Origin of the sequence: Paraburkholderia sp. IMGN_8 (assembly GCF_038050405.1) — a bacterium.
In the GTDB taxonomy this organism is placed as follows: domain Bacteria; phylum Pseudomonadota; class Gammaproteobacteria; order Burkholderiales; family Burkholderiaceae; genus Paraburkholderia.
Genome location: NZ_CP150901.1, coordinates 3,381,838 through 3,397,646 on the forward strand (window position 1 = coordinate 3,381,838; position 15,809 = coordinate 3,397,646).

Consider the following 15,809-nt stretch of genomic DNA (forward strand, 5'->3'; position numbering starts at 1 on the left):
CCGTCACCGTTTGCCCAGCTTTTCACGTCGAGCCTCCATGATCAGCAGCGCGAGCAAATACGGCGCACCAATCAGCGCGGTCAGTACGCCGGCGGGAATCTCGCGCGGCGCGAGCAGCGTACGTGCCGCGATATCGGCCACCACCAGCACTAACGCGCCACATGCAGCGGCAAGCCACAAACGCGTGCGGTGCGCACGCGCGCCGAGCATCGACGCCAGATGCGGCGCCATCAAGCCGATAAACCCGACCGGCCCGACCGCGGCCACCGCCGCGCACGCGGCAAGCGTCGCCACCGTCAGCACCAAAGGACGCAACACACTGATTGGCAACCCGAGCGCGGCGGCCTGGTCGTCGCCTAGCGCAAGCAGATCGAGCGGCCGGGCAAGCAGCGCAAATACGGGCAACGCGAGCACGCACCACGGCACGAGCGTCATGACTTCACCCCAGCTGCGCCCATACGTGCCACCGACCAGCCACACCACGAACCGCGCGGGCTGCACGCTTTGCTGCGTAATGAGCCATTGGGAAAGGGTCGTCCACAACGTGCCGATGACGATCCCGGTCAGCGCGACCGCGAGCGGCGCATAGCGATGCCTTCGATTGAGCAACAGCGTGAGCGCGAGCGTCACGCCACCGCCGGCGAGCGATGCAAGCGCTAACGTTGAATGTCCTGCTAGCGGCCAGACAACAAGCGCGGCTAAAGTTGCCAGCCCCGCGCCCTGAGTAACGCCGAGCACTTCCGGCCCGGCAAGCGGATTGCGCACGATGCTCTGCATCAACACGCCGCTCGCGGCAAGCAACGCGCCCGCCAGCAATGCGCAGATGAGACGCGGCATACGCAAGTCGAGCAGCATCCGCGCGAGGTCGTCGCGCTGATCGAATACCGCCAGCCAGCGATGCAAACCGATCGTGGTCGGCCCAAACGATGCGCCCGCAAACACGATCACGATACCGGACATCAGCAGCACGGTTGCCGTCATTGGCCACGGCCACGCGTCGACTATCCGCACGAAGCGGGTCCCCGCTCGCACGGCAGGACGGTCCTGCCCGGCGTGCAATGCGCCCGACCACGCGGCGCCGCTGCGAATCATCGCGAGCATCAGCGGTGTGCCGACGAATGCGATCGCCACGCCGGTCGACAAGGTCGCATCGAGATCGAGCGCCTGCACGGCGCTATCGGTGACGAGCACCAACGCCGCGCCCACCAGGGCGGACAACGGCACAAGGGCCGCGAGGCGCGACGCCTTTGCGCCGCGCGCCTGGCGCAGCAGATTCGGCGCGATCAGTCCGACATACGACAGCGGCCCCGCCACGCTCACCGCGACGCTCGCGAAGCCAACCGCCACCACCATCGCTGCGAGCCGCGTCGCGTCGACACGCACGCCCGCTGCCGCGGCGGCATCGTCGCCGAGTGCCAGCGGATCGAGCGGCCGGATCACGAACGGCAACGCGGCGAGCGGCAACACGAGCCAACCGGCGGCGATTTTCAGACCCGTCGCGCCGGGTTGATAAAGACTGCCGCTCGCCCACAGCGACACGCCGACGATGCTTTGCTCGAAGAACGCGAGGATCAGCGTAGTCAGCGCGGAAAACAGCAGCATGCAGACGCTGCCGGCAAGCACGAGCCGCAATGGCGTCGCGCGCCAGCCGCCTGCCGCGGCGGCGACACATGCGGCAGCGGCGAGTCCGCACACGAACAGAAGCGGCACCGACGCAACGCCCGCGAGCGACGGCACCAGCATCGCGGCCAGCAAGCCGAGCTGCGCGCCGCCGGTGATACCGAGCAGGTCAGGCGAGGCTAGTGGATTGCAGGTCAACGATTGGAACAACGTCCCTGCGACTGCAAGACAGCCGCCTGCCACCAGCGCCGCGAGTATGCGCGGCGCGCTCAGGTCGAACAGCAGAATCCCGGCGAGCTGGACGGCGTCGCTGCCTGCGGGCGCGGCGAGCCATGTGTTGACTCCGGGCGCGAGCCGCATCGCGGCCACCACCGCAATCAACGCTACGAGCGCTGCGCCGATCGTCCCTGCGCGGCTTTTTACGGGCGCGCGCCAGTTATCGTTTGCCGGCGCATGGCGGCGCAGGCGTTTGCGCGCGGCAAGAGTCGTCATGCGGCAAGGTCCTTGCTCGTGGCTGTCGCGTCGCTCAACGCTTCGTCGTCGAATTCAACGCTGGCTATGTCGGAAACGTCACCTTCGTAGGCGGGCACGCACATCGGCGCGCCCGTCTGTGGATGCGCGATCTTGATCATCGGCACGCAGAAGGTCTCGTTCAGGTGGCGCGGATCGAGCATTGCGTCGGGCGAACCGTGCGCGACGATCCGGCCCGAGCGCATCAGCACGATTTCATCGCTGTACGCGGCGGCCTGGTTCAGGTCGTGCAGCACCCACACGATCGTCAGACCACGCTCGCAATTCAGGCGCCGCAATTCACGCAGGATGTCCAGTTGATGATGAATGTCGAGGTACGTGGTCGGCTCGTCGAGCAGCACGATCGGCGCCTGCTGCGCGAGTGCCATCGCGATCCACGCACGCTGGCGTTCGCCGCCTGACAACGCTGCGACGTCGCGCGCGGCGGCGTCGGCGAGACCGCTGGTGGCGAGTGCTTCTTCGATCGCCGCGTGATCGGCGCGCGACAATCCGCGCAGCCAGCCGCCATAGGCATAGCGGCCATACGCGACCAACTCGCGCACGGTGAGACCGGACGGAATCTGGTTGAATTGCGCGAGCATGGTCAGCGTGCGCGCCAATGTGCGACGCCGGTATGAAGCGAGCGGCTTCCCGCCGACCTCAACGCTGCCGGAGAGCGCCGGCTGCAAACCGGCGAGCGCACGCAACAACGTGCTCTTGCCACAACCGTTCGGCCCGCACAACGCGGTGACGCGGCCCGCCGCGATCGTCAGATCGAGACCGTGAAGCACCACGTGATCGCGATAGCCGACCGTCAGCGAGTGCGCCGCGAGCGCCGCTCCCAGCATCTTCGTCATTGGGCGCTCGTCCGCTCGGCGCCTTCGCTATAGCTCTGCGCCATCGCCACGACGACCTTGCGCGGCCCCTCGAAGGGATCGCGCGCGTGCGCGGTCAGCATGTTGTCGAGCATCAGCACGTCGCCCGTCAGCCACGGGAACACGACGCGCTGCTGATCCAGTACGTCGCGAATTTCCGCGAGCGCGTCCGCTTCGAGCGGCTCGCTGTCGCCGTAATAGACGTTGCGCGGCACGTTCTCGATCCCGACCGAGTCGATCAGCGCGTCCTGCATGTCTTCGTCGAGCGAGGACAGATGAAACAGATTCGCCTGGTTGAACCAGACCTGCTCGCCAGTGCGCGGATGGCGCGCGACAGCCTGGCAGCGCTCGCGCGTACGCAGCAGCAGTTCGCCGTCTTCGCTGTCGCGCCATTCGCACTCGATGCCGCGCGTCCGGCAAATGCGCTCGACCACGCGCGGGTCGTCCGAGCCGAACGCCTGTTCCCAGGGCAGATCGAGCCCTTGTCCGAAGTTGCGCACGTAAAGCAGCTCGCGCTTCGCAAAGCGCTCGACCAACGCTGGATCGAGCGCACGGTAGATCGCGCGGCTGTCGGCGATCGGCGTCGCGCCGCCCGAGCGAGCGGCGAGCGCGCAGTGGAACCAGATGCGCAACGGCCATTCGCGCGTGTAGGACTGTTCGTTATGCAAAGGAATGTACCGATGCGGCGGATACTCGGTTGACGTGTATACAGCGCCTTCGACCTGGCTGCGCGGCGTCGACGCGAATTCATAACCGATCAGCGGGTGGCCGAACGACCCGGCAAAAGTTTGAAAGGCATCGATCGAGGCCACACGAAAGCCGGTGAACAACACTCCGCCGGCGCGTTCAAGCGAGTCATCGACAATGGCATGCAGCAGCGGCGCCGCCTCTTCCAGTGAAATCTCCGCGCCCGCTCGCGGCGAGACGACAATCGGCAACCCCGGCTCGATCGATAGATCCTCGAGCGTGGGCAGCGGCATCGAAAGCATGGTCATGCGAAATCCTCTTGCAGAAGCGGCGTTGCCCGGTGCTCGTCCGGGCTTGCCGGGTTACGATGCGCGCGCCTTCGATGCCTCGTCCATGTGACGACGCAGGCTGGCCGGACGCATGTCGGTCCACACGGTTTCGATATGCGCGAGGCAAACGGCCTTCGGGCCGCTCACGCCCACTTCGCGCCAACCGGCCGGCACCGCGCGAAACGTCGGCCAGATCGAGTACTGCCCTTCGTCGTTGATGACAACCGTGTAGACGAGGTCGTCCGCCTCGCCTGCTGCGGCCGAGGAAGCATGCTGTGCTTGCGTCATGATGAATGGCTCTTTCGATAAAATGGTCTGGATGCCTAATTAGGATCTCAGGGCAACGTCCCCAAGCGAGGGCGGCAACATCCAGCTATCGCACCGCCTCTATCCAGTTGACGTTTGGCGCGCGCGTTTTTTTACCGGCGACGGGCACGGCCGCCGCAGAACACAGGGCCGGCAACGCCGCGATTGCAGGCGTCGAGGCAATCGGCGCAATGCTTCTCGGCATCGCGCACCATGAAATGCACCAATGTTTGCGAAACGTCGAGCGCGCGCGCCGTGCTTTGCAGCGTTTCCTCGCGCAGCCGCACCATTTCGAACGCGGCGCGGCTTCGTGGCGGCAGTTGGTCGAGCGCGTTGTAGACATGACGCAGCGTGTCGCGCACGAGCAGCGCCGCTTCGGGCGACGGCTCCGGCGACGGCACGTCGAGGCCATCGTCTTCGTCTGCGTGATAGGTGTTTTCCAGGCTCTGGCGGCGAAACGTATCGATCGATGCATTGCGCACCATGCGGGTCACATAGGCCACGGGCTGCCGCACGGCGTCCTGATCAGGGAAATCGACCAGCTTGATAAAGACGTCGTGGACCACGTCTTCCGCCAGACTCGGGCAGCCGACAAAACCACGCGCCAGATTGACGAGCATCGGCCGGTTGGCGATCAGCACTTCGAGCAGCGTGCCGTTCTCCCAGTCGACGGAGCGGGAACGGCTGCCCACACGTGGCGAAGGCGGCGGGCACGCAGCGCCAGGGCGGAAAACAGACATCGGTATCGCTGTTGAAGCCTCCCGCCGGATGAGCACCTCGGCCATAGATTCGCTCCGTTTATTTCAGGACAGGGCGCCAATCTATCGTAAACGCGAATCATTCTCAATCATGACTCAGAATAACCTTACAACTTCGAATGTTTTGTCTGATTAATCGGCGGGCGGGCCGGCTCATCACAGATGATCGTTGTCGAAATTCACTCAACGTTGAACCGTGTTCACTCAACTTGGGGCCGGAAGCGGACGGTCGGCTTCCACCCCATAAGGGTCTCTGCGCTCCAGTCTGCCGTGGTCAGCTTGGCGATGAAGAAGTCGGCCAGAGCGCTGACCTTTGCTGGTCGTGCGCGGGCAGAGGGCGTGACGAAATAAAGGCCACCTTCGGGCAAGCGCCAGTCAGTCAAAATCGGTTCAAGCTGCTTGCCCGGGAAGTACTGCGTCGCTACGAATTCAGGAAGCTCGGTGATCGCAAGCCCCGCGAGAACCGTGGGCAGCAACGCTTCCACACTCGTTCCTCGTAACGCCCCGGTAGGAGTGACCGCGCATTCTTCGCCGCTCTTGTGAGAAAAGCGCCAGACGTCGCGCTGGCTTCTGTTGGCGTAGGTCAGGCATTGGTGGGCGCCAAGCTCTTGCGGATGCTGCGGACGGCCATTGCGGGACAGATAGGCGGGCGATGCCACGACAAACCGGCGCACGGGCGCAATGAGACGTGCGACGAGCGACGAGTCCTCCAGGATGGCGATGCGCAGGGCAGCATCGAAGCCGTCGCCAATCAGGTCGGCCTGGACATCCGTGAGATGCAGATCGACGGAGATCTCCGGATAGGTCTGGAAGAACTCGGGCAGCAGCGGGGCAACCCAGCGAGCGCCGAATGAGAGCGGCGCGGCAAGCTTGACGAGGCCACGCGGCCGGCTTGAGGTCTCGCGCGCGAAGTCCTCGGCTTGTTCAGCATCGGCGTAGAGCTTCGCCGCGCGCTCGGCGAGCGTATGGCCGTAATCCGTGAGCGCAAGCCGTCGGGAGGTGCGGTTGAACAGACGCCCCCCGAGCCGCTCTTCAAGGCGGGTAACGGCCCGCGAAACCGTGGCGACCGAAACGCCCATCGCCGTCGCAGCAGCAGCGAATGAGCCCTCCTCGGCGACCTTCGCGAACATCGCGAGTCCTTCAAAATCCGGCAGTCTCGACATCGACAATCCTGCAATGATGGTTTGCATTCATTTCTATTTCGAAAAATAGCATGGCGTCATAGATTTGTCTCACCTCACAGGAGATTCATCATGGAACGCAAACTCGAAGGAAAGATTGCCGTCGTCACCGGCGGCACCACCGGCATTGGCCTCGCCACCGCCAAGCGCTTTGCAGCCGAGGGCGCGCGGGTCTTTGTGACCGGCCGCCGTCAGGCCGAGCTCGACGCCGCCGTTGCGGCAATCGGACCCAAGGCCACGGGCATCCAGGCGGATTCCGCCAACCTCAGCGATCTCAACCGCCTCTACGAGCGCGTGAAGACGGAGGCGGGCCGCATCGACGTGCTGTTCGTCAATGCCGGCGGCGGCTCGATGCTGCCCTTGGGGTCGATCACCGAAGCGCAGTATGACGACACGTTCGGTCGCAACGTGAAGGGCGTGCTCTTCACGGTGCAAAAGGCGTTGCCGCTGCTGGTCGACGGCGCCTCGGTGATCCTTACCGCTTCCAACGTCAGCATCAAGGGCACGCCGGCGTTCAGCGTCTATGGCGCCTCGAAGGCTGCGGTGCGCAACTTTGCCCGGAGCTGGACGCTCGACCTGAAGTCTCGCGGCATCCGCGTGAACGTCATCAGCCCGGGCCCGATCAAGACCCCTGGCCTGGTCGATCTGGCCGGCCCCGACGCCGCGCAGCAGCAAGGGCTACTCGACTACATGGCCTCGACCGTCCCGCTCGGGCGCGTCGGCGATCCCGATGACGTCGCGGGCGCCGCCGTGTTCCTCGCCTCCCCCGATGCGAGCTTCATCGCCGGCATCGAACTCTTCGTCGACGGCGGACAAGCCCAGATCTGAAAAGGACACGACCATGCTTGAAGTTTTCGCATTCGCCACGCCCAACAGCGTCAAGGTCCCCATCGCGCTGGAGGAGATGGGCCTCGACTATCGGCTCGTACCCGTCAACCTGCGCCAGGGCGAGCAGAAGACCGACTCCTTCAAGGCGATGAGCCCCAACGCAAAAGTCCCGGTGCTCGTCGACCGCTCCGTCCCCGCAGATGGCGACGTGGTGCTGAGCGAGTCCGCCGCAATCCTGATCCACCTTGCGGAGAAGACCGGACAACTTCTGCCGAAGGATGGTTCGCAGCGCGGCAAGGTCTTCGAGCAGCTCTTCTTCCACGCCTCCGGCCTTGGCCCGGCGTTCCTGCAGGCCTTCCTGGTTGCGATCCAGTCGTCGCCACAGCCCGAGGCGAAAGCGCGCGCGCTGGCGGAGGTGGATCGGACGCTGGGCGTGCTCAATCACGGTCTTGAGCGTTATCCATACGTTGCGGGCGATGCGTACAGCATTGCGGACATCGCGCACTTCGGATGGGTGTGGCGCCATCAGGCGATCGGCGCGGCCCTCGACAGGTTTCCGTTCGTCGCGCGTTGGTATGACGAAATTTCTGCACGCCCCGCGGTCGTCACCGCCATCGCAAAGACCCTGGCGCTCGCCCAGTGATGCGATGCGACCTCTCTCTTTAGATATCCACGCAACTCACCCAGGAGAAAGATGATGAATGACCGTATCCATGAACTGCTTGACCGCAACCTTCAGGAAGTCTTCGGCGAAGGCGATGCAACGCGTCGTCGCGCAGCCATCGAAGCGCTCTATACCGAAGACTGCGTGCTCTACGTGCCGCCGGGCACCTTCGTCGGGCACGACGCGCTCGACAAGTTCGCCGGAGATCTTCGCGCGACGCATCCGCGTTTCGTCTATACCCCGCATGGCGAACCGCAGGCGCTCCACAATGCCGGTCGCCTTGCCTGGAGCTCCGGCCCGCGGGGCGAGGCACCCGACTATACGGGCCTGGATGTGATCATCGTTCGCGATGGGAGGATTGCTGCGCTCTACGTCTTCCTCGATTCCATGCCCTCGTAGCCGCGTAGCAGGCTGGTGGGCTTTCCGTAAAGCCGTTGGTTGGGCTCATCAGCTGCCGGCCGCTATAGTTGTGGATGCGCGCCAGTATCTCGACAATCGGCACGTACCTTGGTCGACGCCGACCGCTACTCACGCTCCGGCATAAATCGATTTGACCGGCCAGTTCAATGAGTTGAACGCTACCGCGCTGTTATTGACCTTGGCGACTGTCGCGGGTGGCGCGACGGGCAACGCATGGGGACAGGCGTGAATTTCGTCCGCCTTGCGCGGTTGACTTAACACGAACAAAGCCGAGAGATCGGCCGCATCCGCGAAACGCTGCGTGTCGAGCAGCGGCGAATCGGCGTGCGGGACAATCTTCGCGAGCGTCTTCGCCATCGACAGATGGTCGTAGAACGTATGGTCGACCGTCGCCTGCTTCACGTACGGCGAGATGACGACAGCCGGAACGCGAAAGCCATAGCGATCGAAGCGGAAGCCGCGCTTCGTCAACCCGGTGGGCGCAACCGGCGCAAGCGCCGGCATGCCGGACACCACCGTCGGGTGCGGAACGACGTGATCGAAAAAGCCGCCGTGCTCGTCGAACAGAATGAGCAGCACGCTTTCTTCCCAGTAAGGCGAGGTCCTGATGGCGTTGTATACGCGCTCGACTAGCGCGTCGCCGCTGCGTACATCGCCGCACGGATGCATCGACTCGCCATTGCGAAAGTTGCCTGTCGGATCGTAGGCAGGTTCGATAAAGACGAAACTCGCGCCCACATTGCCGCTCGCCAGACTCGCGAACAAATCGGCATGAGTCAGGAAGTTCGACGGGTAGGCGTCGACACCCTTCAGCGCCCATGACTGGGGTATGTCGCCGTGCGCGACCAGCCATTGTGTGGGCGCCAGCCGGGTGAGCAACGAGTCGCCGCCGTTGCCGAACTTCGCACCGTCGAACAGGCTTGAAATGATCGAGCCGGAGTCGCTCGGGGAATGATCGAGGCCCCACGACGTTCCAGCCAACGCGAAGAAGCGGTTCGGCCATGTCGGGCCAGGCATCGACGAGAACCAGCGGTCGCAGACAGCAAACTGTTGCGCGAGGAAGTTGAGCACGGGGAGCTGATCCGGTGTTAACGCGCGCAGGCCGGTCGCGATGTCGTAGCCATGCGCACCGAGGTCGCAGGCAAATCCCAGATCGTTCGCGCTGGCCGCCGGTGGCGGGTAAAGGCCATCTTGCAGAACAGCGGAATCGGCTACGGCGTTTGCCATGAAGCGCCGGGCGTCGGTCCCGCCGCAAGATTGGACCAGCGTATCGGTGAACTCATGGCCCGGGTCGAACGCAAGCCGGAATGGCGCACCTTGCGCAATCGTGTAGGCATGGCCGCTCGCGTCGGTGCTCTGGAATGGCGGCTTGCCGAGCAGGCCATCCGCTTGCGTCGCGACGCCGTTCGGGGTCCAGCCGCGCAGGTCCGACCAGCCGAAGATGTTGTCGTATGAACGGTTCTCCAGCATCAGCACAAACATCTTCTTGATATTCTGGATTGCTGACATTGCATGCTCCTTGTAGCGTTCCAGTTCACCAGGGACGCGCGTTTTGGACCGTTACGCCGGAAACAGCGCGGCAATTATCTTGAGAACGAACGGCCGGGACACGGTTCGCAAACCGCGCATCAGCCGATTCCCGCGAATGTGCCGAGGATGATAGTGGGGATCGGAATACGTGTGTGACCCAATGCGCGTGCGCGCCCCTTCGAGGGTTCGGTGGCGTCGACCTGTACGCGAGCCGTTTTAATCGGCAACGGGCTCAAGCGAAGTCAATCCGTAGGCGCCAACTCTTGCCGACCGTTACGTTCGCCAGAGACGTTACGTAGCACCAGCGGGAACACGGAGTCATCAATCGAGGTTAAATCGCGGTTTTTTGGATTTAAATGCCTACAAATTAAAAAATGATAAATATAAATGCGCTGAATCGCTGCTATTTCGCCATATTCAGTATTTGGCCTGCAACTTGCTTCGATGGTCCGCCAACAGCACTTTTACGGGGACATCATGCAAAACTTCGCCGGTCGGACAGCTATCGCTGTTGCGACGTCTGCTTTACTCGCGCTCTACGGTTGCGGATCAACCCTCAATACGCCTAGCGGGCTGGGTGGTGGCGGACTGGGCGGCACGTCGGGGGCGGGGACTTCCGGGTCATCGCGCTCGGGCACTTCGTCGGGCACTTCGTCCGGTACGTCGTCGGGTACTTCGTCGGGTACTTCGTCGGGTACCTCGTCGGGTACCTCGTCGGGTACCTCGTCGGGTACCTCGTCGGGTACTTCGTCGGGTACCTCGTCGGGTACTTCGTCGGGTACCTCGTCGGGTACCTCGTCGGGTACGTCATCGGGTACGTCGTCGGGTACGTCGTCGGGTACGTCGTCGGGTACTTCCTCGGGCACTTCGTCGGGTACTTCCTCGGGCACTTCGTCGGGTACTTCCTCGGGCACTTCGTCGGGTACTTCCTCGGGCACTTCGTCGGGTACCTCGTCGGGTACCTCGTCAGGTACCTCGTCGGGTACCTCGTCAGGTACCTCGTCGGGTACTTCGGGCACGTCCTCCACCCCCATCGCCAACGTCCTCACGTTAGGCAGCAACCTCCTCACCGTTGTGGGCACGGGAGTCGCCGATACGGGCACCACGGTTACAGGCACTTCAGTGCCCGGCGTCAACAGCGCAACGACCACCAATCTCGGGGCCGCACTCACCGATCTCGGCAATGGCGTCCAAGTGTTAGGCAACGGCACGGCCGCAGGCCCGGGCACGCTTGGCAGCTCGGCCAATCCGCTCGGCCCGACCCTGACCTCCACATCCGGCGTCGTTTCGAATGTGGGCGCAGCCGTCACCGCGGTCGGCGGCGTCGTGTCGAGCCTCGGAACCGGACCGCTTTCGCCGCTCGCGCCGGTCACCTCGACGCTGGGCAGCGTCGTCGGCGGTGTGGGTAACGGTGTGGTAGCGGCCGGCTCCGGCTTGAACTCGGCGCTCACCAGTGCACCGGTTCAGCAGGTCGAGACTCAACTAAGCTCTGCCATCAACCCGATCGCCCTCGCGGTCTCGAACACGACGCAGACCATCGGCAACACCACCGGTCTGGGCACGCCGCTCAATAACCTGATTAGCACGATCGGCAATGGACTCGATACGACCGGAGTGAAAGTGTCGGGCGCCACCAACAATCAGGTCGGTCAAGACGCTGGCGGAGTCGTCAGCCAGCTGGGCAAGACCGTCACGAGCACCGGCGGATTGCTCAATGGCGCGACTACCAACCCGCTCGCGCCAATCGCGGGCCTGCTGGGACCGCTCGGCGGACTCGGCGGCACGGTAAGCGGCAGCGTAACGATCCCGCCGCTGACAGGGTTGATCGGCAATCTCGGATCGCCCGCCGGCAGTTCCGGCTCGGGCAACCCGCTGGCTCCTGTCACCGGGCTACTCGGCAACTTAGGTTCGCCCGGTGGCACTTCAGGCACGGGCGGCCCGCTCGCACCGGTCACCGGCCTCGTCACTACGCTGACCTCGACGCTGGGCGGCGCTTCGGGCCAAAGCTCGCCGCTCGCACCCGTCACCGGTCTGGTTAGCGGATTGACCTCGACGGTAAGCGGCACCTCCGGCAACAAGAGCTCACCGCTTGCACCCGTCACGGGCCTCGTTAGCGGACTGACCGGCAATGCCGGCGCGGGTACCGGCAGCGGTTCGACGAACACGGGTCTACTGGCGCCGGTGACGAACCTTGTCGGCGGACTGCTCGGCGGCACTCCCAGCAAATAAGCGGTACTTCGGCACAGCGGCCGGGCCTTAAAAAATCAAAAGCCCGGCCGCCTTCTATGTCATGAATACGAGGATGACATGAACTCCACCTTCGATACCGTAGCGCACGCTCATGATCAGCGGCCGCGTTCGGCGACGCCGTTTTCAGTCGGCCTACTGGGCATCGCCGCGGGCCTTCTCACGCTTTGGCTACTGCGCAACAGCACTGCGCTGGACGGCGCGGGCCGCAGCACCGCCGCCTGCCTCGCGATCATCGCGACGATCGCCACCTATGAGTTGTTCGTCGCCCGCGCGTATCTGCGCCCAAGCGCCGGCCTGGCCAGCGGTGCGGTTCGGCCGCTAAGCGTCGCGCGCGTCGGCTTGCGTCTTGCCGCGCTGGCTTCCGTGTATGCAGGTATCGGCCTGCTCTACTGGCTGCTGCCCGAGTATCAAGGTGCGTTCTACAAACCTTTCTGGACTCTGATAAGCACGCTCGCTCCGTATCTGATCGTGGCGGCACCGTTTTACTTTGCGTGGATGGACAGGCATCAGCGCGAGGTCGACGATGCCTATATGTTGTGGGGACGCCTGCTGTTTCGCGGACAGCGCCCCGCCAATTGGCGCCCCGTGCGCGAAATGCTGGCTGGATGGATGGTGAAGGCATTCTTCCTGCCGCTGATGATCGTCTACCTGTCCACCGATGCGGACCATCTCAACGCTTCATTGGCGTTGGCGCTGAACGCACCGTTCTCGCTGTCGGCGTTCAGGTTCATGTACGACTTGTCCTTCACGATGGATCTGATGTTCGGCACGGTGGGTTACCTGTGCACGCTGCGCATTCTCGATAGCCACGTGCGCAGCGCGGAGCCAACCGTGCTCGGCTGGCTGGTGGCGGTAATCTGCTATCAACCGTTCTGGTCGTTGATCTCGAACCAGTACATTCACTACGAAGGCTCGATGTTCTGGGACAACTGGCTGATATCGATGCCGGTTGTCAGAGTGCTCTGGGGCGCAGCGATCATTGCCCTGGTGATGTGCTATGCGCTCTCGACCATTTCGTTCGGACTGCGATTTTCGAACCTGACCAATCGAGGAATTATCACCTCAGGTCCTTACCGGTTCACCAGGCATCCCGCCTACATCGCGAAGAATCTCTCGTACTGGATGGTCTCGGTGCCTTTTATCGAGCCCTTGGGCTGGCGGCCGGCGGTCACCCATTGCGCGGCGCTTATCGCTGTCAATCTGCTGTATTTCCTGCGGGCCAAAACCGAGGAAAGACATCTGATGAACGATCCCGAGTATCGGGCCTACGCCGAATGGATCGCAAGGAATGGACTGTTTGCAAAGCTCGCGCGTGCGTTTGAATGAGGACTCTCGAATCAATCCGTAAAGACAACGCAACAGCCACGCGCATACACGACGACTGAGAAAGTTCGGAGACACTCCAAAATATACCGTCATGCACCGCGGCAAGAGTATTTGACCGAGCCGAGAAGATTTACTAGTATCCGCAGCAACGCAGCACTCAAAGACTGCGACCTTCCAATACAGATATTCAGGGTGGCCGATGATTCAGATTCCCCTCACTGACGCCGATTGGGATCGCGTCCAAAGCCTCTTTCCGGCGCTATCGTCAGCGCGCGGCCGACCACGCCGCAGTGATCGGGACATCCTCAACGCAATCCTGTGGGTCCAGCAGAACAAGGAAAAATGGCACAGGCTTCCCGCGACTTTTCCACCGCAGCAGACCTGCTATCTTCGTTATATCGCGTGGAGAAAGATAGGCGTGCTTGACCAGGTGAATGATCTTCTAGTCTGCGCCACGGCGCTTTCCACCTGAAAGCGCATAGCGCGCCTCGATGATCCCGCTCGCCGCAAATCGAACCGCATCGAATCAATCCCGACTGCTTGAAATACCTGTTTCGCGCGTCACGCGATTTCGGTTTCGCTTCGCATACTATATCGATTTATGATCGCCATCCGCAGTCTTGCGGATGGCGCCTGCATCGAGCGGCGCTACGGCGTCAGGCCTTTCCGCTCATCCGATCGATAACGGTCAGCAGATCTGCAAGAGACTGTTTGCATTCCGCCGCATTCGGCGTGCCGGCGCGCAATGCGCTCAACGCGCGGTCGATCGCCTTGTCGACGGTGTGCCAGTCGGCTGCGGCGCGTGGTTTCAGCGAAGGCTCAGCATCGTCCCATGCGAGTTCCAGATCTTTGATACGCGTTTTGCCAGCCGCGAGGTTGCCTTTGTCGACCAGGGCCGCGGTATCGGCGGCAATCTTGCGGAACGGCGACAAGTCGCCGAGCTTCGAGGCCTTAGCGGCCTCGGCAGCCTGCGCGGACGAAAAACCGATCCTGCCCGGCTCGATATGCCCGAAACTGACGGCGGAGATCGCGATGAACGAGGCAATGACGGTCTTGCTAAGGGTACGTTGATTCATGATTGTTCTCTTCGGTTGGATCCGATAGTCGGTTAAAAAGAAGGCAATGTGTGCGGCTTCTCAAGCGCCGCGGGTTCAAGGTTCACGCGCGGTGAACGTGCGCATGGACCGCTGTTCGAGCGCGCTGGCGAAGATAACCAGCACGACGATCGCGCTCAGGAACAGCGTGCTCGTATTGATCGTGCCCAGTCCGAGACCGCCGTATGTGCGCGACTGCGACAGCAGGTCGCCGAACGAGGCGCCCAACGGCCGCGTCAGAATGTAGGCAATCCAGAAGGTCAACACAGGATTTCCGCCGACGTAGTAGGCGATGCCTACCAACGCGATCAGCGCGCCGAACGCCGCCACACCGATCATGAAGCCGAGCCCCAGCGCTTCTGTCGCGAGGTCGCCTGCCGCGGTGCCCAAAGCGAACGTGAACAATATGGCGGCCCAGTAGAACAGCTCTCTGCGTCTCGTGACGATCGTGTGGATCGATAGCGTCCGCTCGTTGCGGTACCAAATGGCGAACACAACGGCGAGCGCAATGGAAAACGCGACGGTGCTGGCGTAAAGACTGATGCCGAGACGGTCGGTCAGCGCATCGGTAATCTGCGTGCCGACCACGCTGACCAGCACCACGGTCAGCCAGTAAATCCACGGCACGTATTTGCGCATACGAAGCTGCGCGACCAGGGCGACGATCAGCAAGGTGAGCATCATCCCGCCGGTAAGCGCCGTACCGAGACCGACGTGTACAGCCAGATAATCCGCGCCGGTTTCGCCGACCGTGGTCGCCATGATCTTGATCGCCCAAAAGACAAGTGTCGCTTCAGGCACTTTGTTGCTCATGTCGGCAACGCGATAGTTCGAACTCTCAGCCACGCTGGTTCTCCCATTGATAGGCAAATAGATCGACGCTGCGAGCGAGTTCGCTCGCGTTTCGTCCAGGCGCCAATATGCGACGAGAAACCTTATGAAAACCTTACGAAAGACCCCAAAAGAACCGCGAATGGCTGTCGTCCAACACCTCGCCAGGACAAGCTTCGACCGAGCCTTAAGAGATGCTTAAGCGCCGCGCAAAATACAAAAAATATACCGCTCAAGCACGCGGGTTCGGGGCCGATAGACAGAGTGCAGTACGAACGCTTTTTCCAATCGGGAGATTTAGATGTCCATTCAGGCAGTCGGTCAAAACACCGCGCAAGCACCTGCTCCATCTGTCACGGCAGGCTCGACTTCCACGTCCGCGGCATCGGCTTCGAACGCGACGGGAACCACGTCGTCGACGTCGACTACGGCATCCAGCAGCAGCGCGCCCACGGCGTCATATACAGTCAATATCAGCAGCGCGGCACGCGCACTCCTGACGGAAGCAACCGAAACATCGGTTCAAACCGCTCAGGAAGCACAAACCGGAGATCAGCAGGCACAGCGGTTGCTCGCAAAGGAGAACGCTGCAAAGGTGCA

Annotated in this window: 16 protein-coding genes; 6 read left to right on the top strand and 10 right to left on the bottom strand. The window is 62.8% G+C overall.

What is annotated here, in order from left to right:
- Positions 1-3: 3 nt before the first annotated feature.
- The 6 genes from fhuB to WN982_RS36330 form a co-directional block, all read right to left on the bottom strand.
- Positions 4-2,112, bottom strand: coding sequence for a Fe(3+)-hydroxamate ABC transporter permease FhuB (gene fhuB, locus WN982_RS36305; protein ID WP_341316807.1), 2,109 nt, complete (start codon positions 2,110-2,112; stop codon positions 4-6).
- Positions 2,109-2,987: an ABC transporter ATP-binding protein gene (locus WN982_RS36310; RefSeq protein ID WP_341316808.1), complete on the bottom strand. Its 879-nt coding sequence runs from the start codon at positions 2,985-2,987 to the stop codon at positions 2,109-2,111. The genes fhuB and WN982_RS36310 overlap by 4 nt, the downstream gene beginning before the upstream one ends.
- Positions 2,984-4,000, bottom strand: a complete 1,017-nt coding sequence (locus WN982_RS36315) for a TauD/TfdA family dioxygenase (RefSeq protein WP_341316809.1) — start codon at positions 3,998-4,000, stop codon at positions 2,984-2,986. The genes WN982_RS36310 and WN982_RS36315 overlap by 4 nt, the downstream gene beginning before the upstream one ends.
- A gap of 54 nt (positions 4,001-4,054) precedes the next feature.
- Positions 4,055-4,309 carry an MbtH family protein gene (locus WN982_RS36320; protein ID WP_341316810.1) on the bottom strand — a complete coding sequence of 85 codons (255 nt, stop codon included), beginning with the start codon at positions 4,307-4,309 and terminating at the stop codon, positions 4,055-4,057.
- A 131-nt stretch (positions 4,310-4,440) separates the two neighbouring features.
- Positions 4,441-5,112, bottom strand: a complete 672-nt coding sequence (locus WN982_RS36325) for an RNA polymerase factor sigma-70 (RefSeq protein WP_341316811.1) — start codon at positions 5,110-5,112, stop codon at positions 4,441-4,443.
- A gap of 173 nt (positions 5,113-5,285) precedes the next feature.
- Entirely contained in the window at positions 5,286-6,248 is a 963-nt protein-coding gene (locus tag WN982_RS36330) for a LysR family transcriptional regulator (RefSeq protein ID WP_341319540.1), read from the bottom strand.
- Between the two features lie 90 nt (positions 6,249-6,338).
- Between WN982_RS36330 and WN982_RS36335 the strand changes: the two genes are divergently transcribed.
- From WN982_RS36335 to WN982_RS36345, 3 genes are read left to right on the top strand one after another with little or no spacing between them, the layout of a single operon-like run.
- Complete coding sequence (locus WN982_RS36335; protein WP_341316812.1) at positions 6,339-7,094, top strand: SDR family oxidoreductase; 756 nt, start codon at positions 6,339-6,341, stop codon at positions 7,092-7,094.
- A gap of 13 nt (positions 7,095-7,107) precedes the next feature.
- Positions 7,108-7,737: a glutathione S-transferase family protein gene (locus WN982_RS36340; protein WP_341316813.1), complete on the top strand. Its 630-nt coding sequence runs from the start codon at positions 7,108-7,110 to the stop codon at positions 7,735-7,737.
- 54 nt (positions 7,738-7,791) lie between these two features.
- Entirely contained in the window at positions 7,792-8,157 is a 366-nt protein-coding gene (locus WN982_RS36345; protein ID WP_341316814.1) for a nuclear transport factor 2 family protein, read from the top strand.
- Positions 8,158-8,286: 129 nt separating this feature from the next.
- On the opposite strand, the gene WN982_RS36350 is transcribed toward WN982_RS36345, so the two are convergent.
- Positions 8,287-9,687, bottom strand: coding sequence for an alkaline phosphatase family protein (locus WN982_RS36350; RefSeq protein WP_341316815.1), 1,401 nt, complete (start codon positions 9,685-9,687; stop codon positions 8,287-8,289).
- A 498-nt stretch (positions 9,688-10,185) separates the two neighbouring features.
- Between WN982_RS36350 and WN982_RS36355 the strand changes: the two genes are divergently transcribed.
- The 3 genes from WN982_RS36355 (at position 10,186) to WN982_RS36365 (ending at position 13,756) form a co-directional block, all read left to right on the top strand.
- Positions 10,186-11,937, top strand: a complete 1,752-nt coding sequence (locus WN982_RS36355; RefSeq protein ID WP_341316816.1) for a collagen-like triple helix repeat-containing protein — start codon at positions 10,186-10,188, stop codon at positions 11,935-11,937.
- A gap of 78 nt (positions 11,938-12,015) precedes the next feature.
- Positions 12,016-13,284, top strand: coding sequence for an isoprenylcysteine carboxylmethyltransferase family protein (locus WN982_RS36360; protein ID WP_341316817.1), 1,269 nt, complete (start codon positions 12,016-12,018; stop codon positions 13,282-13,284).
- Between the two features lie 199 nt (positions 13,285-13,483).
- Positions 13,484-13,756, top strand: a complete 273-nt coding sequence (locus tag WN982_RS36365) for a transposase (protein ID WP_341316818.1) — start codon at positions 13,484-13,486, stop codon at positions 13,754-13,756.
- A gap of 184 nt (positions 13,757-13,940) precedes the next feature.
- Here the strand turns inward: WN982_RS36365 and WN982_RS36370 are convergent, their stop codons facing one another.
- The 3 genes from WN982_RS36370 to WN982_RS36380 all read right to left on the bottom strand — a co-directional run bounded on the left by WN982_RS36370 (position 13,941) and on the right by WN982_RS36380 (position 15,680).
- Positions 13,941-14,360 carry a histidine kinase gene (locus tag WN982_RS36370; protein ID WP_341316819.1) on the bottom strand — a complete coding sequence of 140 codons (420 nt, stop codon included), beginning with the start codon at positions 14,358-14,360 and terminating at the stop codon, positions 13,941-13,943.
- 75 nt (positions 14,361-14,435) lie between these two features.
- Complete coding sequence (locus WN982_RS36375; protein ID WP_341319541.1) at positions 14,436-15,191, bottom strand: hypothetical protein; 756 nt, start codon at positions 15,189-15,191, stop codon at positions 14,436-14,438.
- 339 nt (positions 15,192-15,530) lie between these two features.
- Positions 15,531-15,680: a hypothetical protein gene (locus WN982_RS36380; RefSeq protein ID WP_341316820.1), complete on the bottom strand. Its 150-nt coding sequence runs from the start codon at positions 15,678-15,680 to the stop codon at positions 15,531-15,533.
- Positions 15,681-15,809: the final 129 nt, after the last annotated feature.

Coding starts and splice junctions, on each gene's coding strand:
- WN982_RS36355 (WP_341316816.1), top strand. CDS start 10,186: ATGCAAAACTTCGCCGGTCGGACAGCTATCGCTGTTGCGACGTCTGCT.
- fhuB (WP_341316807.1), bottom strand. CDS start 2,112: ATGACGACTCTTGCCGCGCGCAAACGCCTGCGCCGCCATGCGCCGGCA.
- WN982_RS36335 (WP_341316812.1), top strand. CDS start 6,339: ATGGAACGCAAACTCGAAGGAAAGATTGCCGTCGTCACCGGCGGCACC.
- WN982_RS36340 (WP_341316813.1), top strand. CDS start 7,108: ATGCTTGAAGTTTTCGCATTCGCCACGCCCAACAGCGTCAAGGTCCCC.
- WN982_RS36320 (WP_341316810.1), bottom strand. CDS start 4,309: ATGACGCAAGCACAGCATGCTTCCTCGGCCGCAGCAGGCGAGGCGGAC.
- WN982_RS36315 (WP_341316809.1), bottom strand. CDS start 4,000: ATGACCATGCTTTCGATGCCGCTGCCCACGCTCGAGGATCTATCGATC.
- WN982_RS36365 (WP_341316818.1), top strand. CDS start 13,484: ATGATTCAGATTCCCCTCACTGACGCCGATTGGGATCGCGTCCAAAGC.
- WN982_RS36345 (WP_341316814.1), top strand. CDS start 7,792: ATGAATGACCGTATCCATGAACTGCTTGACCGCAACCTTCAGGAAGTC.
- WN982_RS36375 (WP_341319541.1), bottom strand. CDS start 15,191: ATGAGCAACAAAGTGCCTGAAGCGACACTTGTCTTTTGGGCGATCAAG.
- WN982_RS36325 (WP_341316811.1), bottom strand. CDS start 5,112: ATGGCCGAGGTGCTCATCCGGCGGGAGGCTTCAACAGCGATACCGATG.
- WN982_RS36370 (WP_341316819.1), bottom strand. CDS start 14,360: ATGAATCAACGTACCCTTAGCAAGACCGTCATTGCCTCGTTCATCGCG.
- WN982_RS36310 (WP_341316808.1), bottom strand. CDS start 2,987: ATGACGAAGATGCTGGGAGCGGCGCTCGCGGCGCACTCGCTGACGGTC.
- WN982_RS36350 (WP_341316815.1), bottom strand. CDS start 9,687: ATGTCAGCAATCCAGAATATCAAGAAGATGTTTGTGCTGATGCTGGAG.
- WN982_RS36330 (WP_341319540.1), bottom strand. CDS start 6,248: ATGTCGAGACTGCCGGATTTTGAAGGACTCGCGATGTTCGCGAAGGTC.
- WN982_RS36360 (WP_341316817.1), top strand. CDS start 12,016: ATGAACTCCACCTTCGATACCGTAGCGCACGCTCATGATCAGCGGCCG.